Source organism: Streptomyces natalensis ATCC 27448, assembly GCF_000935125.1.
Taxonomy (GTDB): Bacteria; Actinomycetota; Actinomycetes; order Streptomycetales; family Streptomycetaceae; genus Streptomyces; species Streptomyces natalensis.
Map to the genome: position 1 here is coordinate 218,147 of NZ_JRKI01000061.1, position 26,237 is coordinate 244,383.

At 71.8% G+C, this 26,237-nt stretch carries 22 protein-coding genes; 4 read left to right on the top strand and 18 right to left on the bottom strand.

The window, feature by feature from the left end; all coding sequences use genetic code 11:
• Positions 1-43: 43 nt before the first annotated feature.
• Positions 44-1,021 (bottom strand): 2-hydroxyacid dehydrogenase, encoded by a 978-nt coding sequence (locus tag SNA_RS31710; RefSeq protein ID WP_030064016.1) that lies wholly within the window; start codon positions 1,019-1,021, stop codon positions 44-46.
• Between the two features lie 254 nt (positions 1,022-1,275).
• On the opposite strand from SNA_RS31710, the gene SNA_RS31715 reads away from it, so the two are divergent.
• Complete coding sequence (locus SNA_RS31715; RefSeq protein ID WP_198535167.1) at positions 1,276-2,313, top strand: aldo/keto reductase; 1,038 nt, start codon at positions 1,276-1,278, stop codon at positions 2,311-2,313.
• Positions 2,314-2,432: 119 nt separating this feature from the next.
• The gene (locus SNA_RS31720; RefSeq protein ID WP_078970343.1) at positions 2,433-3,614 is read left to right on the top strand and encodes a PQQ-dependent sugar dehydrogenase; all 1,182 of its coding nucleotides are present in this window, start codon (positions 2,433-2,435) and stop codon (positions 3,612-3,614) included.
• 99 nt (positions 3,615-3,713) lie between these two features.
• Here SNA_RS31720 and SNA_RS31725 read toward each other — a convergent pair whose 3' ends face one another.
• The 5 genes from SNA_RS31725 to SNA_RS31745 form a co-directional block, all read right to left on the bottom strand.
• Positions 3,714-6,836 carry a helix-turn-helix transcriptional regulator gene (locus tag SNA_RS31725; RefSeq protein ID WP_044367910.1) on the bottom strand — a complete coding sequence of 1,041 codons (3,123 nt, stop codon included), beginning with the start codon at positions 6,834-6,836 and terminating at the stop codon, positions 3,714-3,716.
• A 75-nt stretch (positions 6,837-6,911) separates the two neighbouring features.
• Positions 6,912-7,100 carry a hypothetical protein gene (locus SNA_RS31730; protein ID WP_030064011.1) on the bottom strand — a complete coding sequence of 63 codons (189 nt, stop codon included), beginning with the start codon at positions 7,098-7,100 and terminating at the stop codon, positions 6,912-6,914.
• 226 nt (positions 7,101-7,326) lie between these two features.
• Positions 7,327-7,950, bottom strand: a complete 624-nt coding sequence (locus tag SNA_RS31735; protein WP_037788757.1) for a hypothetical protein — start codon at positions 7,948-7,950, stop codon at positions 7,327-7,329.
• A 108-nt stretch (positions 7,951-8,058) separates the two neighbouring features.
• Entirely contained in the window at positions 8,059-10,308 is a 2,250-nt protein-coding gene (locus SNA_RS31740; RefSeq protein WP_044367911.1) for an MMPL family transporter, read from the bottom strand.
• A 200-nt stretch (positions 10,309-10,508) separates the two neighbouring features.
• Positions 10,509-10,946 (bottom strand): ATP-binding protein, encoded by a 438-nt coding sequence (locus tag SNA_RS31745; protein WP_030064007.1) that lies wholly within the window; start codon positions 10,944-10,946, stop codon positions 10,509-10,511.
• Positions 10,947-11,058: 112 nt separating this feature from the next.
• On the opposite strand from SNA_RS31745, the gene SNA_RS31750 reads away from it, so the two are divergent.
• Together SNA_RS31750 and SNA_RS31755 are read left to right on the top strand one after the other, a co-directional pair.
• Positions 11,059-11,880 carry a helix-turn-helix domain-containing protein gene (locus SNA_RS31750; RefSeq protein WP_044367912.1) on the top strand — a complete coding sequence of 274 codons (822 nt, stop codon included), beginning with the start codon at positions 11,059-11,061 and terminating at the stop codon, positions 11,878-11,880.
• Complete coding sequence (locus SNA_RS31755) at positions 11,877-12,131, top strand: DUF397 domain-containing protein (protein WP_030064005.1); 255 nt, start codon at positions 11,877-11,879, stop codon at positions 12,129-12,131. The genes SNA_RS31750 and SNA_RS31755 overlap by 4 nt, the downstream gene beginning before the upstream one ends.
• A 9-nt stretch (positions 12,132-12,140) precedes the next feature.
• Here the strand turns inward: SNA_RS31755 and SNA_RS31760 are convergent, their stop codons facing one another.
• The 12 genes from SNA_RS31760 to SNA_RS31815 form a co-directional block, all read right to left on the bottom strand.
• Entirely contained in the window at positions 12,141-13,046 is a 906-nt protein-coding gene (locus SNA_RS31760; RefSeq protein ID WP_030064004.1) for an LLM class F420-dependent oxidoreductase, read from the bottom strand.
• Positions 13,047-13,185: 139 nt separating this feature from the next.
• Positions 13,186-14,694 (bottom strand): Asp-tRNA(Asn)/Glu-tRNA(Gln) amidotransferase subunit GatB, encoded by a 1,509-nt coding sequence (gene gatB / locus SNA_RS31765; RefSeq protein WP_030064003.1) that lies wholly within the window; start codon positions 14,692-14,694, stop codon positions 13,186-13,188.
• Between the two features lie 30 nt (positions 14,695-14,724).
• Positions 14,725-14,967, bottom strand: a complete 243-nt coding sequence (locus SNA_RS31770) for a hypothetical protein (RefSeq protein WP_030064002.1) — start codon at positions 14,965-14,967, stop codon at positions 14,725-14,727.
• Positions 14,964-16,457 (bottom strand): Asp-tRNA(Asn)/Glu-tRNA(Gln) amidotransferase subunit GatA, encoded by a 1,494-nt coding sequence (gene gatA / locus SNA_RS31775; RefSeq protein ID WP_044367914.1) that lies wholly within the window; start codon positions 16,455-16,457, stop codon positions 14,964-14,966. The genes SNA_RS31770 and gatA overlap by 4 nt, the downstream gene beginning before the upstream one ends.
• A gap of 5 nt (positions 16,458-16,462) precedes the next feature.
• Positions 16,463-16,759, bottom strand: coding sequence for an Asp-tRNA(Asn)/Glu-tRNA(Gln) amidotransferase subunit GatC (gene gatC, locus SNA_RS31780; RefSeq protein WP_030063999.1), 297 nt, complete (start codon positions 16,757-16,759; stop codon positions 16,463-16,465).
• Between the two features lie 474 nt (positions 16,760-17,233).
• The gene (locus SNA_RS31785; RefSeq protein WP_044367915.1) at positions 17,234-19,345 is read right to left on the bottom strand and encodes a putative bifunctional diguanylate cyclase/phosphodiesterase; all 2,112 of its coding nucleotides are present in this window, start codon (positions 19,343-19,345) and stop codon (positions 17,234-17,236) included.
• 157 nt (positions 19,346-19,502) lie between these two features.
• Positions 19,503-21,719 (bottom strand): NAD-dependent DNA ligase LigA, encoded by a 2,217-nt coding sequence (gene ligA, locus SNA_RS31790; RefSeq protein WP_030063998.1) that lies wholly within the window; start codon positions 21,717-21,719, stop codon positions 19,503-19,505.
• Between the two features lie 31 nt (positions 21,720-21,750).
• Complete coding sequence (locus SNA_RS31795) at positions 21,751-22,764, bottom strand: methionine synthase (RefSeq protein WP_044368302.1); 1,014 nt, start codon at positions 22,762-22,764, stop codon at positions 21,751-21,753.
• A 32-nt stretch (positions 22,765-22,796) separates the two neighbouring features.
• Positions 22,797-24,209: an MFS transporter gene (locus SNA_RS31800; RefSeq protein ID WP_030063997.1), complete on the bottom strand. Its 1,413-nt coding sequence runs from the start codon at positions 24,207-24,209 to the stop codon at positions 22,797-22,799.
• 116 nt (positions 24,210-24,325) lie between these two features.
• Positions 24,326-24,772, bottom strand: coding sequence for a MarR family winged helix-turn-helix transcriptional regulator (locus tag SNA_RS31805; protein ID WP_030063996.1), 447 nt, complete (start codon positions 24,770-24,772; stop codon positions 24,326-24,328).
• A 78-nt stretch (positions 24,773-24,850) separates the two neighbouring features.
• On the bottom strand, positions 24,851-25,540 hold the full coding sequence (locus SNA_RS31810; RefSeq protein ID WP_030063995.1) for an SDR family oxidoreductase: 690 nt from the start codon (positions 25,538-25,540) through the stop codon (positions 24,851-24,853).
• 90 nt (positions 25,541-25,630) lie between these two features.
• A complete protein-coding gene (locus SNA_RS31815; protein ID WP_030063994.1) occupies positions 25,631-26,173 on the bottom strand; it encodes an LOG family protein in 543 nt (180 codons plus the stop codon).
• Between the last annotated feature and the right edge of the window lie 64 nt (positions 26,174-26,237).

Consider the following 26,237-nt stretch of genomic DNA (forward strand, 5'->3'; position numbering starts at 1 on the left):
CGGGGGTGGTCGACACACTGTGCAGTCGTACGGCCTCGTAGTGCTACGCGCAAGCGTCCTCGCCGGCGGTGGCGACCACATTGCGCAGCGGCTTCCCGGCCGCGAAAAGCGTCAACTGCTCGCGCAGAAGCCGCTTCGCACGGGGCAGAAAGGCAGAGCTGGGGCCCCCGACGTGTGGAGTGATGAGCACGCCGGGAGCGTGCCACAGCGGATGCCCGGCGGGCAGGGGTTCCGGATCCGTCACATCGAGTGCCGCGCGCAACCGTCCGGACGTCACTTCGGGCAGCAGCGCGGCGGTGTCGACGATCGGGCCGCGGGCGACGTTCACCAGAAGTGCGCCGTCCTTCATCCGTGCCAGGACATCGCGTCCGACCAGGCCACGGGTCTCGTCGGTGAGCGGAGTGGCGAGGATGACGACGTCCGCGGAGGGCACGAGGGCGGACAGCGCGGAGAGTGGATGCACGGGGCCGCGCACGGTCTCACGTGCGGTGCGCGCGATGCGCGAAACCCGCGCGCACTCAAAGGGCGTGAGCCGGTCTTCGATGGCACTGCCGATCGAACCATAGCCCACAATGAGGACGGACTTGTCGGCCAGCGCCGGCTGGAAGCCCGCCCGCCATTCCTCGGCGTCCTGGCCCCGTACGAACTCGGGAATTCCGCGCAGCGAGGCGAGCGTCAGGGTGAGTGCCAGCTCGGCCGTACTGGCGTCGTGCAGCCCGCGGGCGTTGCACAGCCGGGCGCCGGGCGGCATCGAGGGCAGGCCCGGCAGCACGGCGTCGACCCCGGCGGTCAGGGTCTGCACGGCCTCGACCCGGCGCATCAGCGGCAGCGGCCGCAGGCAGACCGCGGCGTCCTTCATGTAGGGCACGACGTAGAAGACGCAGTCGGCGGGATCGCCGGGGTAGGCCGGGCCGGCATCCCAGTGGAGGTAGCGCGGACCCTCGGGCAGGCCCTCGATCAGGTCGGGCGCGAGGGGGAGCCAGACGTCCCCGGTGCCGGCGCGGTGGTGCGTTGATGCCATGGCCGCAGGCTATGCGAAAAGGCGTTTGGTACAGACGTTAGTTTGGTCAGGGCGCTTCTGACGGATCTCCGTGGAGGAAGGAGCGGCGCCTGGTGCGTGCGATCGCAAGGCGCCGGGATGTCTTCATAGCGGAGCTATGGGGATCTTTCGGCAACGCCGCGAGCGTGCGTGCCAGGCGCCGCGACGCCACGGAGATCCATCAGAAGCGCCCTAAGGGCCCTTGATCGGGGGCGAGGGGACGGAGGCACGACCAGGTGGAGCGCAGGACAATCGGTGCGGCGGCCCTCGAAGTGGGCGCCGTCGGACTGGGCTGTATGCCGATGAGCTGGGGGTACACCGCCTCGCAGCGCAGCGGGGAGGGTTCGCTGCGGGCCGTGCACACCGCGCTCGACCGGGGGTGCAGCCTGCTGGACACCGCCGATATGTACGGGCCCTTCACCAATGAACTCCTGGTCGGCCGGGCGCTCAAGGAGCGGCGCGAGGACGCGTTCGTGTCGACCAAATGCGGGCTGCTGGTCGGCGAGCAGCATGTCGTCGCCAACGGGCGCCCCGGCTATGTCAAACGCGCCTGTGACGCCTCGCTGCGCCGGCTGGGGACCGACCGCATCGACCTCTACCAGTTGCACCGCGCCGACCCCGAGGTGCCCATCGAGGAGACCTGGGGCGCGATGGCGGAGCTGGTGGCCGCGGGGAAGGTGCGGTCCCTGGGGCTGTGCGCGGTGGGGGCGCGGGCGGTACGGCCGCCCCGCGCGGCCCGTTCCGTGCGCCGTACGGGCACCGGGCGCCGCCCCGGGTCCCGGATGCACGACGGCACACTGCGCCAACTGGAGCGCATCCAGCAGGTGTTCCCGGTCAGCAGTGTGCAGGCCGAGCTGTCGGTGTGGTCGCGACAGGCCCTGGAGGAGCTGCTGCCGTGGTGCGAGTCCCGGGGCGTGGGCTTCCTGGCGGCGATGCCGCTGGGCAACGGCTATCTGACCGGCACCCTCACCCCGGGCCAGGGCTTCGAACCGGAGGACCTGCGGGCCCGTCACCCGCGGTTCACCGCCGAGATGATGGCGGCCAACCAGCCGGTGGTCGCGGGGCTGCGGCGGATCGGCGCCCGCCACGGCGCGACGCCCGGACAGGTGGCGCTGGCGTGGGTGCTGGCCCAGGGGCGCCATGTGGTTCCCGTACCGGGGACGAAGAAGGAGCGCTGGGCGGCGCAGAACGCGAAGGCGGCGGACCTGGTCCTGGACCGGGAGGACCTGGCGGAGATCGCGGCGCTGCCGCCGGCGCGGGAGTCGTGGTACTGACGGCGTGACCCGCTGGCGCGCGGTGGGCCGCGCCGCGGCACCTCAGGCGCGCCGCCGCCCCGTCCCGCCACCTCAATGTGGTCTCCTTGTGGCGCCCCGCCGACGAGAGGACCCCTGCCGTGCAACGCCGTTCCCGTACCGCCGTGTTGGCCGCCGCCTCGCTGCTCCTGGCGGCCGGCTGTTCCTCCGGTGGCGGGCCGGCCGCCACGGGGGGCGGCTCGGCCGCACCGAAGGGCACGGCCCCCGGCGCGACGGCGTCGCCGAGCGCCGCTCCCTCCGCCACCGCACCGCCCGCCAAGGGCTCGGTCAAGGTGGTCGGCACGCTGACCACCGGGCTGAAGTCACCCTGGGGCGTGGCCGTCCTGCCGGGCGGCGATCTGCTGGTCGCCTCGCGCGACACCGGGACGATCGTGCGGGTGTCGGCGGAGAACGGGAAGACCACGAAGGTGGGGTCGGTGCCGGGCGTGGACCCGGGCGGTGAGGGCGGGATGCTGGGGCTCGCGGTGTCCCCGACGTTCGGCGCCGACCGCGAGGTGTACGCGTACTTCACCACCGCCTCCGACAACCGCATCGCGCGCATGATCTACGACGAGAAGCGCGCCCCGGGCGACCAGCTCGGCGCCCCCGACACGATTCTGCGGGGCATCCCCAAGGGGGAGATCCACAACGGCGGGCGGATCGCCTTCGGCCCGGACAAGATGCTCTACGCCGGTACGGGCGAGACCGGCGACACCGGGCTCGCGCAGGACAAGGAGTCGCTGGGCGGCAAGATCCTGCGGATGACGCCGGACGGCGAGCCGGTGCACGGCAACCCCCGGGCCGATTCGGTGATCTACGACTACGGTCACCGCAATGTCCAGGGCCTGGCCTGGGACGACGGCAAACGGCTGTGGGCCTCGGAGTTCGGGCAGAACACCTGGGACGAGCTCAACCTCGTCGAGCCGGGCAAGAACTACGGCTGGCCCGAGGTGGAGGGCAAGGCCAAGGGCGCGCAGAGCGGCTCCGGGTACACCGATCCGGTCGAGCAGTGGAAGACGAAGGACGCCTCGCCCAGCGGGATCGCCTACGCCAAGGGCTCGATCTGGATGGCGTCGCTGCGCGGCGAACGGCTGTGGCGGATCGCCCTGAACGGCACCGAGCCGGTGGCGGCCCCGCAGGCGTTCCTCAAGGGCACCTACGGGCGGCTGCGCACCGTCGTGGCAGCCGGGGACGGGTCGTTGTGGCTGGTCACGAGCAACACCGACGGGCGGGGCAAGCCCCGTAAGGGAGATGACCGGATTCTCCGGCTGAAGGTGAGCTAGCGCGATCTGGCTCCCGTCCGGGAATACTGATCCCCTTTTCGAACGGCCTGCCTGGACTCGGGGGCGGGGTGCGCAGCCGGGGGCGGTCGGCCGGGGGCGTCAGCTGACCGATGGTTCGCCGAAGAGCCGGAGCCGGTGGGCGACGGCGCCCGCCTCGCCTCGGCCGGAGACGCCCAGCTTGGCGAGGATGTTGGAGACATGGACGCTGGCGGTCTTCGGCGAGATGAACAGGGCGTCGGCTATCTGGCGGTTGCTGCGGCCGTCGGCCACCAGCCGCAGGACGTCCCGTTCACGCGGGGTGAGGCCCAGAGACGCCACGGGGGCGGCATCGGCGCCGGACGGGGCGGGCTCCGGTGCCGCCATGGCGGTGCCGTTCAGGCCGTGCAGGGGGATGCGGGCGCGCTGGGCGAGGAGGGCGATCTCGTCGGCGAGGGGGCGGGCGCCCATGGAGGCGGCGGCGATGTGGGAGCGGGCGAGGAGCTCGGCGGCGGCCTCGCGCGGGGTGCGGCCGTCCAGGCCGGCGGTGGCGCGGGCGGCCGTGCCGTGCAGCAGCGATTCGGCCCAGCGGTAGCAGGCGCGGGCCAGTTGGTGCGGGCGCTCCAGAGGGGCGAAGGCATCGACCGCCGCGGCCCAGGCGTCGGGCGCCTCCCGGCCCTCGGCGCGGCGTAGTTCGGCCTCGACGGCGAGGGCGTGGGCGGCCCAGACCGGGGAGAGCCGGGGCAGCGCCTTGGCGGCGTCCCGGATACGGGCGAGGAGCGCCGGACGGCCGGGCTCGGCGGCGGGCAGCCCGCGGGCGTCGGACTCGACGGCGGTGGCCGACCACAGCAGCGGCCAGGCGTAGCGGGCGGTGCCGGGCGGGAAACCGGCGTCCAGGGCCCCTTCGAGGATGCTCCGGGCGTCGAGGGCCCGGCCGCGGCCCGCGGCGAGGCGCAGGGCCTGCCGCGCCATCGGGATGGCGTGCTGCGGCTGGGGGTCGTGGGTGCCGTAGTTCTCCCGGGCGAGGGCCAGTTCGCGTGCGGCGACGTCGAGATCGCCGCGGTCCAGGGCGAGGTCGGCGCGGCGGTGGACGGCCAGCGCCCGGGGCCGCGGGCTCTGGGACAGGCAGGCGGCCTTCTCGGCGGCCTCGGCGGCCTCCTCCCAGCGGCCCAGCGCGTGCAGCGCTTCGGCGAGGTTGCCCGAGACCCAGCTGGCGGTGTCCTTCAGGCCGTAGCGCAGGTTCAGTTCGACGCCCCGGGCGGCGACCTCGGCGGCCTCACGGGAGCGGCCGACGCCCTCCAGGGTGGAGGAGAGGTTGATGTGGCCGCGGCCGATGACGGAGAAGTGCTTGCGGTCCACGGACTGTTCGAGGGCGCTGCGGAAGTCGGCGAGGCCGCCCTCGACCTCGCCCGCGTCGACCCGCAGTCCGGCCAGCGTCAGCCGGGAGTTCAGCTCGGCCTCTTCGTCGCCGACCAACCGGGCCATCTCCACGGCCCGTTCGGCCGTCTCGAAGGTGCCCGGACCCGGTTCGTGCAGGATCTGCCAGCTGGCGACGGCGGCCATCACCGCGGCGTGCACCGAGGACGGCGGCAGCCCGCGCATCAGCTCCTCCGCCCTGCCCAGCTCCGCCCATCCGTCGCCGCGGCCGGTGCGCTGGACGAGCTTGGAGCGCTGGAGCAGGAACCATGCCTCGCGGTGGGGGTCCCCGCTGCTCGAACTGTGTTGAGAGCTTGGGGGAGGGTCGTTTCCGTCGCGCAGGGTCCGCAGGGCGCGCTTGGTGATGGTGAAGGCCCGCTCGGCGTCGCCGGAGAGCCGGGCGGCCACCGCGATCTCGGCGAGCAGATCGAGGAAGCGCAGCGCCTCGTCGTCGCAGCCGCAGGCCGGGTACGCCTCGGCGTAGTCCACCGGGCGGACCCCGTGGCGCACCTCCACGGGCGCGTCGTCCCACAGCTCCAGGGCGCGGTCCAGCAGCCGCAGCTGCTCGGCGTAGGCATGGCGGCGGCGGGCCTCGACGGAGGCGGCGAGGACCGCGGGCAGCGCCTTGGCGGCGTCGTGGGCCTTGTACCAGTAGCTGGCCAGGCGGGTGGTGCAGGCGTCGGCGGGGACCAGGGAGCGGTCGGCCTCCAGGGCCTGGGCGTAGCGGCGGTTGAGGCGGGTGCGCTCACCGGGCAGCAGATCGTCGACGACGGCCTCGCGGACCAGGGCGTGGCGGAAGCGGTAGCCCGTGCCGTCCATGGTGGGCACCAGGGTGTTGCTGCCGACGGCCGCGCGCAGCGCCTCGAAGAGGGTGTCCTCGGGCATCTGGCTGACGGCGGCGAGGAGTTCGTACTCGACCGTGGAGCCGCCCTCGGAGGCGATGCGCACCACCCGCTGGGCGTCCTCGGGCAGCGCCTCGACGCGCACCAGCAGCAGATCGCGCAGGGGGTCGCTCAGGCCGTGCAGACAGCCGTCGGCGAGGCTGCGGGCCAGCTCCTCGACGAAGAAGGCATTGCCCTCGGAACGCTTGAAGACCCGGTCGACGGTGGTCTCTTCGGGCTCGCTGCCGGTGATCCCGGCGAGCTGGGAGCGGACCTCGGCGCGGGTGAAGCGGGCCAGTTCCACCCTGTGGACCGTCCGCGTGCGGTCGATCTCCGCCAGGAACGGGCGCAGCGGATGGCGGCGGTGGATGTCGTCGGAGCGGTAGGTGGCCACCAGGAGGACGTTGGCGTCGTGCAGCGCCCGCAGGAGGTAGGCGAGCAGTTCTCGGGTGGAGCGGTCGGCCCAGTGGAGGTCCTCGATGACCAGGACGAGGCTGCGGTGCGCGGCGATCCGCTCCAGGAGGCGGGCGGTGAGCTCGAAGAGGCGGGCGCGGCCCACCTCCTCGTCATGGCTCTCGCCGGCGGTCTCGCCCAATTCGGGCAGAATGCGGGCGAGTTCCCCTTCCTGGCCGGCGACGGCGGCCGCCAGATCCTCCGGCAGCCGCGCGTTGAGGGTGTGCAGCACCGCGGAGAAGGGGGCGTAGGGCAGGCCCTCGGAGCCGATCTCGATGCAGCCGCCGAGCGCGACCAACGCCCCCTGGGCACGGGCGGATTCGGTGAACTCCTCGATCAGCCGGGTCTTGCCGACCCCGGCCTCACCGCCGATGAGGATCGCCTGCGGCTCACCGGACTTCTCGATACGGGCGAGCGCCTCGCGCAGCGCGGCCAGCTCGGCCGCGCGGCCGACGAACACGGGACTGACGGACCTGGTCTCCACGCTGCCGAGCATCGCACAGAGGTCTGACAGTCCGGCAGTGCGGATCTCCACTTCGGGGTCCGGACCGGGCCGGGCACGAACGGCCGGTCAGGCGGCGGCGCGCCGAAAGCGCGCCCACCGGCCCCGCCGCGTGCTCACCCGCCCTTCGGGATCGTGCTCCCCGGACCGGCCCGCGCCGAGCCGGCCCTCGACGGCCTGGCGTACCAGGCGCTCGCGGTCGGCCTCGCGGCGCAGTTCCTCGTAACGGACCCGGAGCTCCAGCTCGGAGTGGTACATGGCGTCTCTCCTGATGAGGATGGGGAACGATGTGCTGACGTCCTCCACCTTCGTCCCCGAGGGGGGTCCACCACATCGGGAGAGTTCCTGATCTCCACCCCCCTACGGGCCTCAGAAATGCGCGGGGCGTCCCGCGGGGGCCTTAGAAACCCGCGGGACGCCTCGTAGGGGCCTTAGAAACCGCCGGATCCGTCCGTAAGGAACTCAGGAACCGGCGCCGTACGCCTCAGTGCCCCATCGGGGGCTGCCCGCCGGGCTGGGGCGTGCTGGGCATGCTCGGCATGGCCGCGAACAGGTCGAGGTACATGCCCGCCGCGATGAGGAGGCCGAGCACGCCGAGGGCCAGTCCGCCCCAGGCCAGGGCCCGTGCCCAGGTGGCGCGCGCCCGGGTCAGCGTGACCGCGGCCACGAGCATGCCGAGCGCCGCGAAGACGCCGTTGACCAGGGCGGTGGTGTGCCAGGGGGTGCCGTAAACGGCGGCGATCTGGTCGCTCGTCTTGCCCGTCTGGAGCTTGATCTGGCCCAGCAGGGTCTGCCGCTCGGCCATCAGGGTGCCCAGCCAGGTCCCGGTGACGGAGGCGAGGCCCAGCCCCGCGGCCACCACGGCCCCGGCACCGGTGGCGACGCCGTTGGCGGACCCGGGTGCGTCCTCCTCGGGCAGGCCCTCCATGAGGTCCGTGGCAGCCGCATCGTCCGTGGCCGCCGCGTCGTCCGGGGCCGTCGCGTCCTTGCTCGTCGTGTCCGGGGCCGTCACATCCGGAGCCTTCGCCTCCGGGGTCGTCTTGTCCGGGGCCTCCGCCTCCGGGGTCGTCGTGTCCGTGGCCGTGGTGTCCGTGGTCCTCGTTCCCATGGGCGCGACCGTAGGTGCCGCGTCTGAGAGTCAGATGAGAGCGTCGGATGAGCGCAGCTGAGAGCGTCCGGCGGGAGCCGCGGCCCGGGGCGCGGGCCGGTCCCCGCCCTACGCCCTGACCAGCGGACTCTCCCCGTCCCGCGGACCGGGCAGGGTGACCGGCGGATGCTCCTCCACAGGCGGTTCGATACTGAGCCGGGGCAGCCGGCGCTCCAGCCAGGAGGGCAGCCACCAGTTGGCGCCGCCGAGCATGTGCATCAGGGCGGGGACCAGCAGCGTACGGAGTACGAAGGCGTCCAGGGCGACGGCCGAGGCCAGCCCGATGCCGAACATCGCGATGATCCGGTCGCCGCTGAGGATGAACGCCGCGAACACCGCGATCATGATGACCGCCGCGGAGTTGATCACCCGGCTGGTTTCGGCCAGGCCGACCCGTACGGCCCGCCGGTTGTCACCGGTGAGCTGCCATTCCTCGTACATCCGGGACACCAGGAAGACCTGGTAGTCCATGGACAGCCCGAAGAGCACCGAGACCATGATCACCGGCAGGAACGGCTCGATCGGCCCGGCGCTGCCCAGCCCCAGCAGCTCGCTCCCCCACCCCCACTGGAAGACCGCGACGACGATCCCGAAGGACGAGGCGACGGCCGCGACGTTCATCAGGGCGGCCTTGAGCGGGATGCCGATGCTGCGGAAGGCCAGCAACAGGAGGAGCGAGCCGAGCGCGATGACGGTGCCGACGAACAGCGGCAGTTTGCCGATGATGACGGAGGCGAAGTCGTCGTAGCTCGCGGTGATGCCGCCGATGTGCACCCTCATCGTCGTGCCCGCCTCGGCGCGCGGCAGGACCTTGCCGCGCAGCCGCTGCACCAGGTCGGAGGTCTGCCGGGACTGCGGGGAGCCGTCCGGTACCACGGTGATCACGCCGGTGCTGCGGCTGCCGTCGAACTCGGGAGCGCCGGCCTGGGCGACGCCGGGGGTCTCGCGCAGCCGGTGCGGCAGCTTCTCGAAGGCGATCCGGTCCTCGGGGCCGTCCAGGCTGCCGACGAGGGTGAGCGGGCCGTTGAAACCGGGCCCGAAGCCGCCGCCGTGGCCGTCCCCTGGCCCGCCGCGCGCCAGGAGGTCGTATGCCTTACGGGTCGTCGACGTGGCCGGATTGTTGCCCTGGTCGGAGGTGCCCAGATGCAGCCCCAGGGTGGGCAGCGCGAGGACGGCCATGACGACGGCCGCGATCAGGCCCAGCAGTTTGGGGTGCCGTTCGACGAAGGAGGACCAGCGCACGGCGAGGCCGGCGGGCTCTTCGGGCCGCGGCCCCTCCTCGGCCAGCCGACGGCGCTCGCGGCGGCCGAGCGCCCGCATCTTGATCAGCCCGAGCAGCGCGGGCAGCAGGGTGACGGAGGCGGCGACGGTCAGGACGACGGTGAGCGAGGCGGCGAGGGCGACACCGTTGAGGAAGCCCAGCCGCAGGACCAGCATGCCCAGCAGCGCGATACACACCGTGGCACCGGCGAAGACGACCGCCCGCCCGGACACCGAGACGGCACGCTCGGCGGCCTCCTCGACGGACAGTCCCGCCCGCAGGCCCCTCCGGTGGCGGGTGACGATGAACAGCGCATAGTCGATGCCGACGCCGAGGCCGATGAGCATGCCCAGCATGGGGGCGAAGTCGGCGACGGTCATGGCATGGCCGAGCAGGCTGATCCCGGCCGAGGCGGTGCCGACGGCGACCAGCGCGGTGACGATCGGAAGAAGGGTCGCGGCGAACGAGCCGAAGGCGAGGAAGAGCACCACGGCCGCCACCCCCAGCCCGATGACTTCCGGCAGCTGCGCACGGGGCGCCTCGGTCAGCGCGATCCCGGCGCCGCCCAGCTCCACGTGGAGCCCGTCCCGTGCGGCGGCCTGCGCCGTCTCCACCACCTTCTTGACCTGGCCCGCGTGCAGCTCGTCCGTCGGCCGGTCGAAGACGAGGGAGGCGTAGGCGGTGTGCCCGTCCGCGCTGATCTGCCGCTCATGGTGCGCCGCGTCGGCCGTGCGCCCGTAGGGGCCGTGCACCTCGGAGACGCCCGGCAGCCGGGCGACCTCCCGCAGCGCATGCGTCATCCGCTTCTTGACGGCCTTGGCCCGCACCGACCCCGTATCCGTGTGCCACACGAGGGTGTCGCTGTCCCCGGACTGCCCGGGGAACGCCTTCGTCAGCAGGGCCGCGGCCTGCCCGGACTCGGTCCCCGGGACCTCGTAGTCGGTCGAGTACGCCGAGCCCATCGACCCTGCCGCGGTGGCAACCCCCGCGAAGGCGGCGAGCCAGAGGACGATCACCACGATGCGGTGCCTCAGGCACCACCGAGCCAGAGCGGTCACGGACTTCGTCGTCTGCTTCCCGGGTTGGGCGTCGATAACTCCCGGGTGACGGGTGGTGCCGAGCGCGCGGATATACGGGTACGGGCGGACCGCCAGGTTCCGGCGGGCATGCCGTGGTGCAGGGTGGCAGCCCGAAAAGATCCATAGGCCGCTTTGTGGACTTCCCCACAAAGCGGCCGCGCGTGCGAACTGCCTTTATTTCATGCCGTAACGAACTTTTCGCCACTTTCCGGCCACCACTCGCACCACACGATCTTCCCCGGCCGACGCTCGTCGACCCCCCACTTGTCCGCGAGCACGGACACCAGCCACAGCCCCCGCCCGGACTCCTCGTCGGCCGCACCGCCCCGCTCCGGCACCCTCGGCTCCCCGTCACCGCTGTCGTGCACCTCGACGCGCAGCACTCCGTCCTCCGCCCCCAGCGCCAGCCACAGCCGGTAGCCACGCCCCGGAGGCACACCATGCAGCACGGCATTGGTCGCCAGTTCGCTCACGCAGAGCACGACGTCGTCCCCCCGTCGCCGCACGCCCCACTCGGCGAGCGCACTGCGGGCGAACTCCCTGGCCAGCCGCACGGACCGGCGCTCGCGCCGGTAGGCGGCGGTACGGACCCGGACGGCCTGAATCTCCCTTTGCATGACGTCACTGTCACAGTGCGTTACTAGACTGAGCCACAGCGTGAAGTCGTACAGATTCGTTGTACGACCTCACGCCGCATCAGGCAGTCGCGACGGGGGGAAGGCAACGCGCATGCACCCGGTGAGCAAACCGAAGCGGATCACGTCCTGGCATGTGATCGGAGCCCAGATGAGTCACTTCCGGAGGGCGGCCCGGCTGACACAACCGGCGCTGGCCGAGGCGGTGGGCCTGCACGAGGACACCATTGGCTCGATCGAGCAGGGGCGTAGACCTCTGAAGATCGATCTGGCCGAGACGCTCGATGAACTCCTCGACACGAAAGGGGTGTTGGCGGTTGCGGTGTCGAACGTGCCGGACAAGGAGCGTTTTCCCGCCTTCGTGCAGGACTTCGTCGAGTACGAAGCGGAGGCGCTGTCGCTGCTGTCGTACGAGAACCACGTCATGCCAGGTCTTTTGCAGACCGAGGACTACGCACGGGCCGTGTTCTCGTGCCTGTTCCCGCCCATCAGCAAGGACGAGGCCACCGACCGGCTCTCCGGTCGCCTCGATCGACAGCAGCTGTTGCAGCGTGATCCGCAGCCTGTCTTGCACTTCGTCGTGGAGGAGGTGATCCTGCACCGGCCGATCGGCAGCCCGGAGGTGTTGCGGCAGCAGATCAGGCATCTGCGACGGTGCGCAGAGTTGCCCTTTGTCGGGTTCCAGATCATGCCGACTTCCCGCACGAACCACGCAGGGCTAAACGGACCCCTGGTGCTGCTGGAAACTCCGGATCACGGTCAACTGGCCTATATCGAAGGCCAGCTAGTGAGCTTCCTCGTGGATGACCCCGAGGAGGTGAGTCTCCTCCAACTCAAATATGGGATGCTGCGCTCGCAGGCCCTCACCCCCGAGGACAGCATCAGACTGCTTGACCAACTGGCAGGAGAGGCATGAGCAGCCCAGCAATCGGCAACCTGGCCTGGTTCAAGTCCAGCTACAGCGGTGACGAGGGCGGCAACTGCATCGAAGTCGCCTACGACTGGCGCAAGTCCAGCTACAGCGGTAGCGAGGGGGGCGACTGCATCGAGGTCGCCGCCTCCCCCCACGCCACCGTCCACGTCCGCGACTCCAAGACCCCCGGCGGCCCGGCGCTCAACGTGAGCGCCGCCGCCTGGGCCGCCTTCGTCGCGGATGTGGTCGGCTGAGGGCGCCCGTCACCCCTCTAGCAACGCCGGTGCAAGCTCCCGCAGTTGGTCAAGGCCCAGGCCGCGGTCCGCTGCCACCGGCTGGATAGCCACGTGGTCGGCGCCCGCATCGTGGTGTTCCTGGACCCGTCGCCGGATCGCGTCCGCGTCACCCCAGGCCACGATCGCGTCGACCAGCCGGTCGCTGCCGCCGCCGGTGAAGTCGTCGTCCTCGAAGCCGAGTCGGCGCAAGCTGTTCACGTAGTTGGGCAGGGCGAGGTAGAAGCCGAGGTGGTGTTCCCGGGCCAGCGCACGGGCGGCCGCCGGGTCGGGCTCCAGCAGGACGGCCTGTTCGGGGGCGAGCAGCGGACCCTCGCCGAGGGTCTCGCGGGCCTTGGCGGTGTGCTCCGGGGTCACGAAGTACGGGTGCACGCCCGCGGCCCGTTCGGCGGCCAGTTCCAGCATCTTGGGGCCGAGCGCCGCCAGGACCCGGGCGAACGGCCGCTCGCCCACGGGGGCGTCGTACGGGGCCGCGTCCATCGCATCGAGATAGTCCCGCATCGCGGCGAGCGGCTTGGTGTACGTATGGCCGCGTCCGTTCACCTGCGGGGCGTGGCTGGCCCCGAGGCCGAGCAGGAAGCGGCCGTCGTACGCCTCGGCCAGGGTGTGCGCGGCGGCGTTCATCGCCGTGGCGTCCCGTACCCAGATGTTGGCGATCCCCGTGGCGACGGTGATCCGCTCGGTGGCCGCCAGGAGCAGACCGGCGTGGCTGAACGCCTCCTTGGTGGACTGCGCCTCGCCGAACCACAGCGCCCCGTAGCCCAACTGCTCGATCTCGGCGGCGGCTTGGCGTGCCGTGGCGGCCGAGGCCCGGCCGAGTGCGCCGTGCCAGACGCCGACCCGGCCGATCTGCAAAGCGAGAGCGTGCTGCTGCACCGTTCCTCCACTGTCCCAGGGATGAAGATCCGTACGACTGGCACAGCGTCGGCCGCGGCCGCGGCATTCCCGTACGCCGAAGCGGCCGCCCCTCCGAGGAGGGACGGCCGCTCAGCGCAAGAGGCAACGGGGAAGAGGGTCAGCCCTCGACGCCCAGCTTCTCCAGGATCAGCTCGCGCACGCGCGCCGCGTCCGCCTGGCCGCGCGTGGCCTTCATGACCGCGCCGACCAGCGCACCGGCCGCGGCCACCTTGCCGCCGCGGATCTTGTCGGCGATGGCGGCGTTGGCGGCGATGGCCTCGTCGACGGCGGTGCCCAGGGCGCCCTCGTCGGAGACGACCTTCAGGCCGCGCTTGTCGACGACGGTGTCCGGGTCGCCCTCGCCGGCCAGGACGCCCTCGATGGTCTGGCGGGCCAGCTTGTCGTTGAGCGAGCCGTCGGCGACCAGGGCGGTGACCCGGGCGACCTGGGCGGGGGTGATCGGCAGGGCAACCAGGTCCACGCCGTCCTCGTTGGCGCGGCGGGCCAGCTCGCCCATCCACCACTTACGGGCCGCGGCGGCATCCGCACCGGCCTCGACGGTGGCGACGATCAGGTCGACCGCGCCGGCGTTGAGGATGGACTGCATGTCGTGCTCGCTGATCCCCCACTCCTCGCGGAGGCGGTTGCGGCGGACCCGCGGCAGCTCGGGCAGGGTCGCCCGCAGTTCCTCGACCCACTCGCGGGAGGGGGCCACCGGCACCAGGTCCGGCTCGGGGAAGTAGCGGTAGTCCTCGGCCTCTTCCTTGATCCGGCCGGAGGTCGTGGAGCCGTCCTCCTCGTGGAAGTGGCGGGTCTCCTGGAGGATCGTGCCGCCGGAGGAGAGCACCGCGGCGTGCCGCTGGACCTCGAAGCGGACCGCGCGCTCAACGGAGCGCAGCGAGTTGACGTTCTTGGTCTCCGAACGGGTGCCGAACTTCTCGGTGCCGTTGGGGCGCAGCGAGAGGTTCACGTCGCAGCGCATCTGGCCCTGCTCCATGCGGGCCTCGGAGACGTCGAGCGCCTTGATGAGCTCGCGCAGCTCGGCGACGTACGCCTTGGCGACCTCGGGGGCCCGCTCGCCCGCGCCCTCGATGGGCTTGGTGACGATCTCGATGAGCGGGATGCCGGCGCGGTTGTAGTCCAGGAGGGAGTGCCGGGCGCCGTGGATGCGGCCGGTGGCGCCGCCGACGTGCGTCGACTTGCCGGTGTCCTCCTCCATGTGGGCGCGCTCGATCTCGACGCGGAAGACCTCGCCGTCCTCCAGCTGTACGTCGAGGTAGCCGTCGAAGGCGATCGGCTCGTCGTACTGGGAGGTCTGGAAGTTCTTCGGCATGTCCGGATAGAAGTAGTTCTTCCGGGCGAAGCGGCACCATTCGGCGATGGAGCAGTTCAGGGCCAGGCCGATCTTGATGGCGGACTCGACGCCGGTCGCGTTGACGACCGGCAGCGAGCCGGGCAGGCCCAGGCAGGTGGGGCAGGTCTGCGAGTTGGCGTCGGCGCCCAGGGCGGTCGAGCACCCGCAGAACATCTTGGTCTTGGTGCCGAGTTCGACGTGCACCTCGAGCCCCATGACGGGGTCGTAGGCGGCCAGCGCGTCCTCGTACGACACCAGGTCGGTGACAGTCACGGTGAAACTAACCTCTCAGTCCGGCGCCGGTCAGCCCGCGAGGACGTCGTCGTCGTTGAGACGGCGCAGTTCGCGGACGAGCAGGGCGACACCGGTGACGATGGCGGCGGCGGAGACGACGGCGTCGATCATCTGGAGCGTGTCCTGCTCCGTCTTGGCCTTCTTCGCCTGCTTGACGATGCTCACCGCGCCGAACAGCGTGGTGCCGATGGACAGGTACGTGCCGGGCCTGGACTTCTTGAAGCCCTTGGCCTTCGCAAGCTTTCCACTCACAGTGCTGGTGCCTCCTCGAGCAGCGGGTGACCCCACTTGGCGGCGAACGCGGCCTCGACCGCGGCACCGACCTTGTAGAGCCGGTCGTCCTTCATGGCGGGGGCGACGATCTGGAGGCCGACCGGCAGGCCGTCCTCGGGTGCCAGACCGCACGGCAGCGACATGGCGGCGTTGCCCGCAAGGTTGATCGGGAGCGTGCACACATCGGCGAGGTACATCGCCATCGGGTCGTCGGCACGCTCACCGATCGGGAAGGCGGTGGTCGGCGTCGTCGGGGAGACGATCACGTCGACCTGCTCAAAGGCCTTCTCGAAGTCGCGGGTGATCAGCGTGCGGACCTTCTGCGCGCTGCCGTAGTACGCGTCGTAGTAGCCGGAGCTGAGCGCGTACGTACCGAGCATGATGCGGCGCTTGACCTCGGGGCCGAAGCCGGCCTCGCGGGTCAGGGCGGTGACGTCCTCGGCGGACTTCGTGCCGTCGTCGCCGACCCGCAGGCCGTAGCGCATGGCGTCGAAGCGGGCGAGGTTGGAGGAGCACTCGGACGGCGCGATCAGGTAGTACGCCGCGAGCGCCAGGTCGAAGGACGGGCAGTCCAGTTCGACGATCTCGGCGCCCAGCTCCTTCATCAGCGCGACCGACTCGTCGAAGCGCTGGAGGACACCGGCCTGGTAGCCCTCGCCGCGGAACTGCTTGACGACGCCGACGCGCATGCCCTCGACGCTGCCGTTGCGGGCCGCCTCGACGACCTGCGGGACGGGCGCGTCGATGGAGGTGGAGTCCAGCGGGTCGTGCCCGGCGATGGCCTCGTGGAGCAGCGCCGCGTCCAGGACCGTACGGGCGCAGGGGCCGCCCTGGTCGAGGGAGGACGAGAAGGCGACCATGCCGTAGCGGGAGACGCCGCCGTAGGTGGGCTTGACGCCGACGGTGCCGGTGACGGCGGCGGGCTGGCGGATGGAGCCGCCGGTGTCCGTGCCGATGGCGAGCGGGGCCTGGAAGGAGGCCAGCGCGGCGCTCGATCCGCCGCCCGAACCGCCGGGGATCTTGGTCAGGTCCCAGGGGTTGCCGGTCGGGCCGTAGGCGCTGTTCTCGGTGGAGGACCCCATGGCGAACTCGTCCATGTTGGTCTTGCCGAGGATGACGACGTCGGCGTCCTTGAGCCTCTTGGTCACCGTCGCGTCGTACGGCGGCAGCCAGCCTTCGAGGATCTTGGAGCCGACGGTGGTCGGCACGCCCTGGGTGGTGAAGATGTCCTTGAGCGCGAGCGGGACGCCGGCCAGCGGGCCGAGCTTCTCGCCGCGGGCCTTCTTCTCGTCCACGGCGCGGGCCTGGGCCAGCGCGCCCTCGCGGTCGATGTGGAGGAAGGCGTGCACCTTCTCGTCGACGGCCTCGATGCGGGCCAGGTGGGCCTCGGTCACCTCGACGGCGGTGAGCTCGCCGGAGGCGATCTTCGCCGCGATCTCGGCGGCGGTGAGCTTGATCAGGTCTGCCATGTCGGTCACTCCTCGCCCAGGATCTGCGGCACCTTGAAACGCTGCTGCTCCTGGGCCGGGGCGCCGGAGAGCGCCTGCTCGGGGGTCAGCGACGGACGGACCTCGTCCGGGCGCATGACGTTGGTCAGCGGCAGCGGGTGGGAGGTCGGCGGAACGTCTTGGTCGGCGACCTCGGAGACGCGGGCGACCGCGCCGATGATGTCGTCGAGCTGCGTGGCGAAGTGGTCGAGCTCTTCGTCCTGCAGCTCCAGACGTGCCAGCCGGGCGAGGTGGGCGACCTCCTCGCGCGTGATGCCAGGCATGCAGCGATCCTCTGGTGTTCTGGGCGGAGTTTTCTGGGCGGGTGTTCCCGGCGGAGCATGACGGAGTGTGCGGGCGAGTGCTCCCGTGTTCCGTACCTCCTGTGAACGTTTTCCGGCCCAATCCTATGGCGTGCGGAACACCGGGCCGAAACGCATTCCGCGAAGCGGTGCAGGAGGGTGCGGGACGGAGCGGGGCGGTACGGGCGGTGCGGGGCGGTGCGGGCTAGTCGGGCTGCGGGTCCTCGGCCTCTGGGGCGGTGGCGGGGCCGGGGGCGGTGGGTCCGGGGGCGGTGCCGGGGCCGGGCGCCCCGGATGCGGGCGTGCCGGATCCGCCGGGCGGGTCCTGGGGCGGGGTGTCCGGGGGCGCGGGGGCGTCCTCGGGGGTCTGCGGTGGCTGGTCGGACGAGGGCTGCGGTGACCGGTCGGGCGATGTTTCCTCGGAGCGGGGACACGGGACGGCCGATGGCCGGGTCGTCAGTTCAGGACCTGTCCCGAAGGGCTTGGGGCTGCCTTCTCCGCCGCCGGCAGGGCGGCCGTCTCCGATTCGCGCTGCCAGCCGCGCTCGCCGCGGGCCCGCAACCAAGCCGTGGTCTCGTCCGGTGGCATCGCGGCGGCCACCAGCCAGCCCTGTACGGCGTCGCAGCCCAGGTCGCGCAGCCGCTCCCAGGTCTCGTCGTCCTCGACGCCCTCGGCGACGACCAGCAGGCCCAGGGAGTGGGCGAGGTCGAGCGTGCAGCGCACGATCTCGGCGTCCTCGTTGTCCACCGCCAGCCGGGCCACGAAGGAACGGTCGATCTTGAGCTCGCTGACCGGGAGGCGGCGCAGATGGACGAGGGAGGAGTAGCCGGTACCGAAGTCGTCGAGGGACATCTTCACGCCGTGGGCGGTGAGCCCGGCGAGGGTGTCGGCGGCGCGCTGCGGATCCTCCAGGAGGACGTGTTCGGTTATCTCCAGTTGCAGGGCGCCCGGTGGGACGCGATGTCGGGCCAGGCGGGCGGCGACGGCGCCGGCGAAGCCGGGCGAGTGCACATCGCGTGGGGAGACATTGACCGCGACCGGCACCTCCAGTCCCATCGCGCGCCAGCGCGCCACCTGGGCCAGGGCCGTCTCCAGGACGTATTCCGTCAGCCGCGGCATCAGCCCGGAGGACTCGGCGATGGCGATGAACTCGTCCGGCGGGACTCTGCCGCGGTCCGGGTGTACCCAGCGGACCAGCGCCTCCAGCCCGGCCACATGCCCGTCGAAGCCGACCTTGGGCTGGTAGTGCAGTTCGACGTCGCCGGCGTCCAGGGCGCGGCGCAGATCGCCCAGCAGGCCGAGCCGGTCGGGGGTGTTGCCGTCGCGCTTGGCCTCGTAGAGCTCGACGCCGCTGCGGTCGCGCTTGGCCTGGTACATCGCCACATCGGCGCGGCGCAGCAGCCCTTCGGCGTCCAGGGCGTGGTCGGGGAAGACGGCGACCCCCGCGCTGGCTTCCAGGACGAGGGTCAGACCGTCGAGATCGAGCGGGGAGCCCAGGGCGGCGACGAGGTTGCGCGCCACCCGCTGGGAGCTGGTGAGGGAGTCGGTGGTGGGCAGGAGGACGGCGAATTCGTCGCCGCCGAGGCGGGCCGCCTCGGCGCCGCGCGGCAGGGCGTGCCGCAGCCGGTCGGCGATCTGGAGCAGCAGGCGGTCGCCGGCGAGATGGCCGAGGGTGTCGTTGACGGAACGGAAACGGTCGAGGTCGATCAGGACCAGGGCGGAACGGGCGCCGACCCGCTCGGCGTCGTCCAGCGCGCTCCAGGTGCGCTCCAGCAGCCACTGGCGGTTGGGCAGTCCGGTGAGCGGATCGCGCAGCTGCTCCTCGGCGCGGGCGCGGGCGATCCACAAGGTGGAGTCCAGCGCGATGAGCGGGACGGCGAACAGCGGCAGCAGCAGCGGCGCGTGGACGGCGCAGACGGCGATCAGCGGGGAGATGCCCAGCAGCGCGATGCCGACGAGGACCTGGCGCGCCACGGCCGTACGGGCGACGGTGCGCAGCTGGCCGGTGCGCGGGGCCAGCGTCAACCACAGCAGGGCGCGGCTGACGACGAGATAGACCCCGGCGGCGGTGAGGACTTCGGGCAGGACGGCCAGGTCCCAGTCCTGCGGGGTCCAGGGGTGGTGGACGGAGGCGTCGATGCCGAAGAACGCCAGGCCCAGGGCGGCGGCGCCGATGCCGAGGACGTCGACGGCGCCGTGCAGGACGGCCTGGCGCCAGCGGTGTCTGCGGGCGGCGCCCACCAGGACGACGACGGCGAGGCTGACCAGGGTGGCGGGCACCCAGCCGTACAGGAGCAGGACGGCGAGGGCGAGGGCGGCGCCCGAGCCCGTGCCGCCCCACCAGCGGTCGCGGCCCAGGGCGACGAGATGGCCGACGATGATGCCGGTGAGGATCGCCAGCGACCAGCCGACGGGTCCTCCCGGAAAGAGCGCATCGCCGTCGCCGAGGGTGTGGACGACGCCCGCGGCGAGCGCCAGGCCCGCCGCGGCCAGAATGGTCGCGGGCAGCGCGGGCACGGCGAACCGCTGGAGCCGCGACGCCGGAGCGGCGCTGTCGGTCGGTTTCATTCCGATCCCTCTCACAGCCGGCTGAGCCCGCGCCACGGCAGGCGCACACCATCAACAGTAGGCCGCCCAGGGCCACAACGGGCAGCTATCCGCAGCGGTTGCCCGAATGCGACCTGGCGTCCCTGGCCAATCTGGTATGCGCCAGCTGGGTGAATTCTCACTCCCCCTCAGGCGGAGTGACCGCTACCGCCCGTGCCGCCTCGGGACCCCTTTCCAGCAGCACCGCGAAGCCGTCCTCGTCCAGGACAGGCACCTTCAGCTGCATGGCCTTGTCGTACTTCGAACCCGGGTTATCCCCCACCACTACGAAACCGGTCTTCTTCGAAACGGAACCGGTCACCTTCGCTCCGAGAGTCTGGAGGGATTCTTTCGCGCCATCTCTGGTGTGTGACTGAAGTGTGCCCGTCACCACGACGGTGACGCCTTCGAGCGGACGCGGGCCTTCCTCACCCGTTTGCTCCTCCTCCATCCGGACGCCGGACGCCCGCCACTTCTCGATGATCTGCTGGTGCCATTCCTCGGCGAACCATTCCTTGAGCGCGGCCGCGATCGTCGGCCCGACGCCCTCGGTGTTGGCCAGCTCCTCCTCGGTGGCCTGCTCGATCCGTTCCAGGGAACGGAATTCACGGGCGAGGGCCTGGGCGGCGACCGGGCCGACATGACGGATCGACAGGCCGTTGATGATCCGGGCCAGGGGCCTGTCCTTGGCCTTCGCGATGTTCTCCAGCATCGCGAGGGCGTTCTTCTTCGGTTCGCCCTTCTGGTTGGCGAAGACCGTGACGACCTTCTCGTTGCCCGTCTTGGGGTCGCGCTTGGGCAGTCCGCTGTCCTTGTCGAGGACGTACGCCTTGATGGGCAGCAGGTCCTCGATGGTCAGGTCGAACAGGTCGCCCTCGTCGGCCAGCGGAGGGGTGGCGGGCTCCAGCGGTCCGGTGAGCGCCGCGGCGGCGACCTCGCCGAAGTTCTCGATGTCCAGGCACTCCCGGCCGGCCAGATAGGAGACCCGCTCCCTCAACTGGGCAGGACAGGTACGCGCGTTCGGGCAGCGCAGGTCGATATCGCCCTCCTTCATGGCCCGCAGCGGCGTACCGCACTCGGGGCATTCGGCGGGCATCACGAACTCGCGCTCGCTGCCGTCCCGCAGGTCGACGACCGGGCCGAGGATCTCCGGGATCACGTCACCGGCCTTGCGCAGCACCACGGTGTCCCCGATGAGCACGCCCTTGGCCTTGACGACCTCCTGGTTGTGCAGCGTGGCGAACTCGACCTCGGAGCCGGCGACGGTGATCGGTTCCACCTGTGCGTACGGCGTCACGCGGCCGGTGCGGCCGACCCCCACCTTGATGTCGACCAGCTTGGTGTTGACCTCCTCCGGCGGATACTTCCAGGCGATCGCCCAGCGCGGCGCGCGCGCCGTGGAGCCGAGGCGGCCCTGGAGCCGGGTCTCGTCCAGCTTGACGACCACGCCGTCGATCTCGTGCTCGACGGCCGTGCGGCGGGTGACGGGGTCGCCGTAGTGGGCGATGAACGCGCGCACCGCCTCCAGGGAGTCGACCACCTGGGCGTGCGCCGCCGTCGGCAGACCCCATTCGTGCAGCAGGTCGTAGGCCTGCGACTGACGGTCGATGGCGAAGCCCTCGCGGGCGCCGACGCCGTGCACGACCATGTGCAGCGGGCGGGTCGCGGTGACCTTGGGGTCCTTCTGGCGCAGCGAACCGGCCGCGGCGTTACGGGGGTTGGCGAACGGCGGTTTGCCGTCGGCCACCAGGCGTTCGTTGAGCTCTAGGAACTTCTCCATCGGGAAGTAGACCTCGCCGCGGACCTCGACCAGCTCGGGGATCCGCCCGCCCGCCAGGCGGTGCGGGATCTCGGCGATGGTGCGGACGTTGGGGGTGATGTCCTCGCCGGTGCGGCCGTCGCCCCGGGTGGCGGCGCGGGTGAGGCGGCCGTGCTCGTAGGTGAGATTGACGGCGAGGCCGTCGACCTTCAGCTCGCACAGGAAGTGGTAGCCGGCGCTCTTGGGATCGCCGCCCAGCTCGGTCGCGATCCGCTCGGCCCAGGCCGCCAACTCGTCGTTGTCGAAGGCGTTGTCCAGGGAGAGCATCCGCTCACGGTGCGCGACCTCGGTGAACTCCGTGGCGTAGGGGCCGGCCACCTTCTGCGTCGGGGAATCCGGGGTGCGCAGCGCCGGATGCTCGTCCTCCAGGGCCTCCAGGGAGCGCAGCAGCTTGTCGAACTCCGCGTCGCTGATGACCGGGGCGTCCTTCACGTAATACCGGAAGCGGTGCTCCTCGATCTGCTCAGCGAGCTGCGCATGCTGCTCCCGCGCCGCTGCGGGCACATCGGATACCGCTGCGTGCTGTTCGCCAGCCACCGTCTTGTCCTCCCGTGGTCCGTGAGTGCGGTCACTCAGGGTTGTCTGCGAGCGATCTCGCCGCCCGGACACAGTGGGCGAGGGCCGTACGGGCATATGCGGGCGAAGCGCCCGCCAGTCCGCACGAGGGAGTGACGACCACGGACTCGGCGAGAATCCCCGGTGTCAGCCCCAGCCTGCGCCACAGCGTCCTGACACCCATGACGCTACCGGCAGGGTCTGACAATGGACCGTCCACGCCCGGCACCACGCCCGCGAACAGCGCCGTACCGCCCTCGACGGCCTCCCCGATCGCCTCCTCCTCACGCTCGGTGAGCAGCGAGAAATCGAACGAGACGCCCGCGACCCCGGCCCGCCTCAGCAGCCCGAACGGCACCTGGGGCGCGCACGAGTGGACGACCACGGGCCCGCCGTCCGCCACCGCGACGAGATCGCGCAGCGCGCCCTCGACCACCGCCCGGTCCACGGCCCGGTGGGTGCGGTAGCCGCTGGCGGTCTTCACCCGCCCCTGGAGCACCGCGGTCAGCGACGGCTCGTCCAGCTGGAGCACCACCTCGGCGCCGGGCACCCGCCGCCGTACGTCCGCCAGATGCCCGCGCAGCCCCTCGGCGAGCGACGCCGCCAGGTCCCGGCAGGCCCCGGCGTCGCTCAGCGCGGCCTCGCCGCCCCGCAGTTCCAGGGCGGCCGCCAGGGTCCAGGGCCCGACCGCCGAGACCTTCAGCGGCCCCTGGTACCCCTGGGTGAACTCCTCCAGGGCGTCGAGGTCCTCGCCCAGCCAGGCGCGGGCGCGCCGGGTGTCGCGCCCCGGCCGGTCGCTGATCCGCCAGCCGCTGGGCTCCACATGGGCCCAGACCTCGACCAGCATCCCGATGGTCCGGCCGATCATGTCGGCGCCGGGCCCCCGGGCCGGCAGCTCCGGCAGATACGGGAAGGACTCCAGCGACCCGGTGACGGTCTTGGCCGCTTCCCGCGCATCGCCGCCCGGCATCGACCCGATGCCGGTCGCCACGCCCGCGGCCCACTTGTGCGTGCTGTTCGTACTCACCCGGAGAGGGTATGCGGCGGCGCCGGGGGCGCTCACGCCCGCCCGCGCACCCCCACCCACCCGATGACCGCCGCGGCCGCCAGGGCGAGGGCGGTCAGGCCGAACGCGACGGTCGCGCCCTGGTGGCCGCCGCCCGCCGCGGTGAGGACCGCACCCATCCCGGCGATGCCGACGAGGGAGCCCACCTGGCGGTTGGCGTTCAGGGTCGCACCGGCGATATCGGCGTGCTCTCGGCCCGCGGCGGCCATCAGGACGCCGGTCATCGCCGGGGAGGCGATCCCGCTGCCGATGTTGGTGACGGCGAGGACCACCGCGATCACCCCGTACGGCAGGGCCGGGGACAGGATCAGGAAGAGGACGGCATAGCCCACCGCGGCCAGCGCAAGGGAGCCGGCGAGGGCCGCCCGGTTGCCCAGGCGCGGACCGAACCGCGCGTAGAGCATGTTGCCGAGCGGGATGATCAGGACGGCCGGCAACATCTGGAGTCCCGCCGCGACCGGACCGGCGCCGCGCGCGGTCTGGAGGAAGAGCCCCAGGACGAACAGCGCCCCGTAGAAAGCGAAGTTGAAGAGGAAGCCGATGGCGTTGGCGGCGGCGAAGCGGCCGTCCGCGAAGAGTGCGACGGGCAGGATCGCGGTGCGCGCCCGGCGTTCCCGTACGGCGAATCCGGCCGCGGCCGGCACGGTCACCGCGAACGCCGCCAGGACCGCGGCCGAGGTCCAGCCCTTGGCGGGCCCCTCGATGAGCCCGTAGCTGAGCGAGCCGAGCGCCAGCAGCCCCAGGACGTGCCCGCCGGCGCCGAGCGCGGAGCCGCGCCCCGGTACGGCCGCGATGACGCGCGGGGTGAGCAGCAGCGCGACGAGGCCGATGGGGAGGTTGACCAGGAAGATGCTGCGCCAGCCGAGGGTGCCGACCAGGAGGCCGCCGAGGGACGGGGCCAGCCCGATGGACGTCGAGACGATCGCCGACCAGATACCGAGGATCTTCGCCCGGCGGGCCGGCTCGGGGAACGCGTTCATCAGCAGGGACAGCGAACTGGGCATGAACAGCGCCGCGCCCGCCCCTTGGGCGAAGCGGGCCGCCACCAGGGCGCCGCCGTCCGGCGCGGCGGCCCCCAGCAGGGACGCGCCGGTGAACACCGCGAGCCCGATCAGATAGATCCGGCGGGCCCCGTACCGCTTGGCCAGCGACCCGGCGAGCAGCAGCAGCGCGGCGAAGGCCAGCACATAGCCGTCGACGACCCAGGTCAGGCCCGACATGGTCAGGCCGAGCCGGGCCCGCAGGTCGTTCGCGGCGACGTTCATGATGCCGGTGTCCAGGCTCGCCATCACGAACCCGAGTGCCAGGACGAGGAGTTGGAGCCCGCCGCGGGGCTGCGCCGGGGGGCGCGTTGCGGGGCGTGCCGCACTCGACGTCACGTGCGGCACCGCTGTCTGAGTGATCATGGATTTAGTTAAAGCTGTACCTATTGGCAGCGCAATGATTACAGCTATAACTTTACCGAACGCATACGAAAGGAGCCCCGGGGACATCCCGGGGCTCCCACTTCCACCATCGGGGGCTACGCCGCGCCGTCCCGCCCCAGCGCCTTCAGCAGACCCTCGCGCAACGCGAACCGCTCCTCATGCGAGAGGTGATCCAGCGGCGATTCCGTACCCATCCGCCGCAGCAGATCCAGCCGCAACTCCCGCCCCGCCTCGGTCAGTACGAGCTGCTTGGCCCGCCGGTCCTGCGGATGCGGCCGGCGCTCCACCATGCCCTGCTTCTCCAGCTTGGAGATGACATAGGTGACATTGGGCGGCTCACAGCACAGCATCCCGGCCAGCTCCCGCGCGGTCCGCGGCTCGCCGAGCTCCTCCAGCGCCTTGGCCTGCGTCGGCGTCAGATCCAGCTCGGCGATCCGGCTGCGCTGATGGGCATCCAGCCGGCGGCCCAGTTCCGTGACGAGCCCCCGGATCTCCCGGAACCCGCACCCCGCCGCCGCGGTCGCCTTCGCATCTTTGGTCACCCGTGCAGCGTACGCCGGGCGGTGGGAAAGCGGGCCGGGGCGGTTTGGCCAAGGGATGGGGCGGTTTGGCCAAGGGATTCAGCGGCCCGGCCGCACCGATACGTCGTTGATCTCCGCGTCCCGCGGCAGATCGATGGCGGTGAGGATGGTCGACGCCACCGACTCCGGGTCGATCCACCGGGACGGGTCGTACTCCTTGCCCTCCTGCTGGTGGACGCTGCCCTGCATGGGCGTCGCCGTACGCCCCGGGTAGACCGACGTCACCCGCACGCCGTTGCCGTGCTCCTCCGCCCGCAGCGAATCGGCCAGCGCCTTGAGGCCGTGCTTGCTGGCGGCGTACCCGCCCCACTGGGCATGCGCGTTGAGGCCCGCACCGGAGTTGACGAAGACCACATGCCCCTTGGCGATCCGCACCATCGGCAGCAGCAGCCGGGTGATCTCGGCCGGTGCGACCAGGTTGACGGCGAGCTGACGCTGCCACGCCTTGGCCGGCAGGTCGCCGACCGCGCCCAGCTCCACGACGCCCGCGATGTGCTGGAGGGAGTCGATACGGTCCGGCAGCGGCTGGTGGCCGAAGGCCCAGGCGAGCTTCTCGGGGTTGGCGAGGTCACCGACGAACGTGCGGGCACCGGGGAACTGCCCGGCCAGCTCCTTGGCCCGTACGGCGTCCCGCGCCAGCAGCCACAGGTCCTCCCCGCGCTCCGCGAGCCGCCTCGCGACCGCCGCTCCGATGCCCGACCCTGCGCCCGTGATCACATGCGTACCCATGGGGCGATCCTAACGAGGGCCGGGCAGGGCCCGTGCGGAAAGGCCCAGAGGGCCGGTGCGGGAGGGCTGGTACGGGAGGGGCCGGTGCGGTCAGCCCTGAATGCCCGCCTGCTCCTCCAGGTACGCGAGCGCGCCCACACCGTCCTCCGCGAAGAAGACCAGCTCGGCGAGCGGCAGCGGCAGGAATCCCTCCGCCTCCATCCGCAGGAACTGCTCCTTCAACCCGTCATAGAAACCAGCGGTGTTCAGCAGCACCACCGGTTTGGTGTGCAGTCCGTGCTTGCGCAGCTCCAGAATCTCGGTGGCCTCGTCCAGGGTGCCCGTACCGCCGACCATGATGACGATCGCGTCGGCGCGCGCCAGCAGCTGCGCCTTGCGCTCGGCGAGGTCCTTGGTGACGACCATCTCGTCAGCGCCCTCGTACGCCGCGTGCTCCAGGAACTCCACCGAGATCCCGATCAGCTTCCCGCCGGCCCCGCGCACGCCGTCGGCCATGACCTTCATCAGCCCGGCGTCCGAGCCGCCCCAGACCAGCGCATGGCCGCCCTTGCCGATCAGCTCGGCGAACCGGCGGGCCGGGACGACATAGCGGTCGTCCAGGTCGGCGGCGGAGCAGAAGACGCAGATGTTCATGGAGCCACGATACGGACCGGGGCGCGGGTGGGCGGGGCGGGTCGGGTCGGGTCCGACGGTCTCG

What these genes read in the sequence shown, in the direction of transcription:
- SNA_RS31810 (WP_030063995.1), bottom strand. Translation starts at nt 25,540, where the DNA reads ATGGGTACGCATGTGATCACGGGCGCAGGGTCGGGCATCGGAGCGGCG.
- SNA_RS31725 (WP_044367910.1), bottom strand. Translation starts at nt 6,836, where the DNA reads ATGCTCGGCAGCGTGGAGACCAGGTCCGTCAGTCCCGTGTTCGTCGGC.
- SNA_RS31710 (WP_030064016.1), bottom strand. Translation starts at nt 1,021, where the DNA reads ATGGCATCAACGCACCACCGCGCCGGCACCGGGGACGTCTGGCTCCCC.
- SNA_RS31815 (WP_030063994.1), bottom strand. Translation starts at nt 26,173, where the DNA reads ATGAACATCTGCGTCTTCTGCTCCGCCGCCGACCTGGACGACCGCTAT.
- SNA_RS31785 (WP_044367915.1), bottom strand. Translation starts at nt 19,345, where the DNA reads ATGAAACCGACCGACAGCGCCGCTCCGGCGTCGCGGCTCCAGCGGTTC.
- gatC (WP_030063999.1), bottom strand. Translation starts at nt 16,759, where the DNA reads ATGCCTGGCATCACGCGCGAGGAGGTCGCCCACCTCGCCCGGCTGGCA.
- SNA_RS31745 (WP_030064007.1), bottom strand. Translation starts at nt 10,946, where the DNA reads ATGCAAAGGGAGATTCAGGCCGTCCGGGTCCGTACCGCCGCCTACCGG.
- SNA_RS31735 (WP_037788757.1), bottom strand. Translation starts at nt 7,950, where the DNA reads ATGGGAACGAGGACCACGGACACCACGGCCACGGACACGACGACCCCG.
- SNA_RS31800 (WP_030063997.1), bottom strand. Translation starts at nt 24,209, where the DNA reads ATGATCACTCAGACAGCGGTGCCGCACGTGACGTCGAGTGCGGCACGC.
- SNA_RS31730 (WP_030064011.1), bottom strand. Translation starts at nt 7,100, where the DNA reads ATGTACCACTCCGAGCTGGAGCTCCGGGTCCGTTACGAGGAACTGCGC.
- SNA_RS31750 (WP_044367912.1), top strand. Translation starts at nt 11,059, where the DNA reads ATGCACCCGGTGAGCAAACCGAAGCGGATCACGTCCTGGCATGTGATC.
- gatA (WP_044367914.1), bottom strand. Translation starts at nt 16,457, where the DNA reads ATGGCAGACCTGATCAAGCTCACCGCCGCCGAGATCGCGGCGAAGATC.
- SNA_RS31755 (WP_030064005.1), top strand. Translation starts at nt 11,877, where the DNA reads ATGAGCAGCCCAGCAATCGGCAACCTGGCCTGGTTCAAGTCCAGCTAC.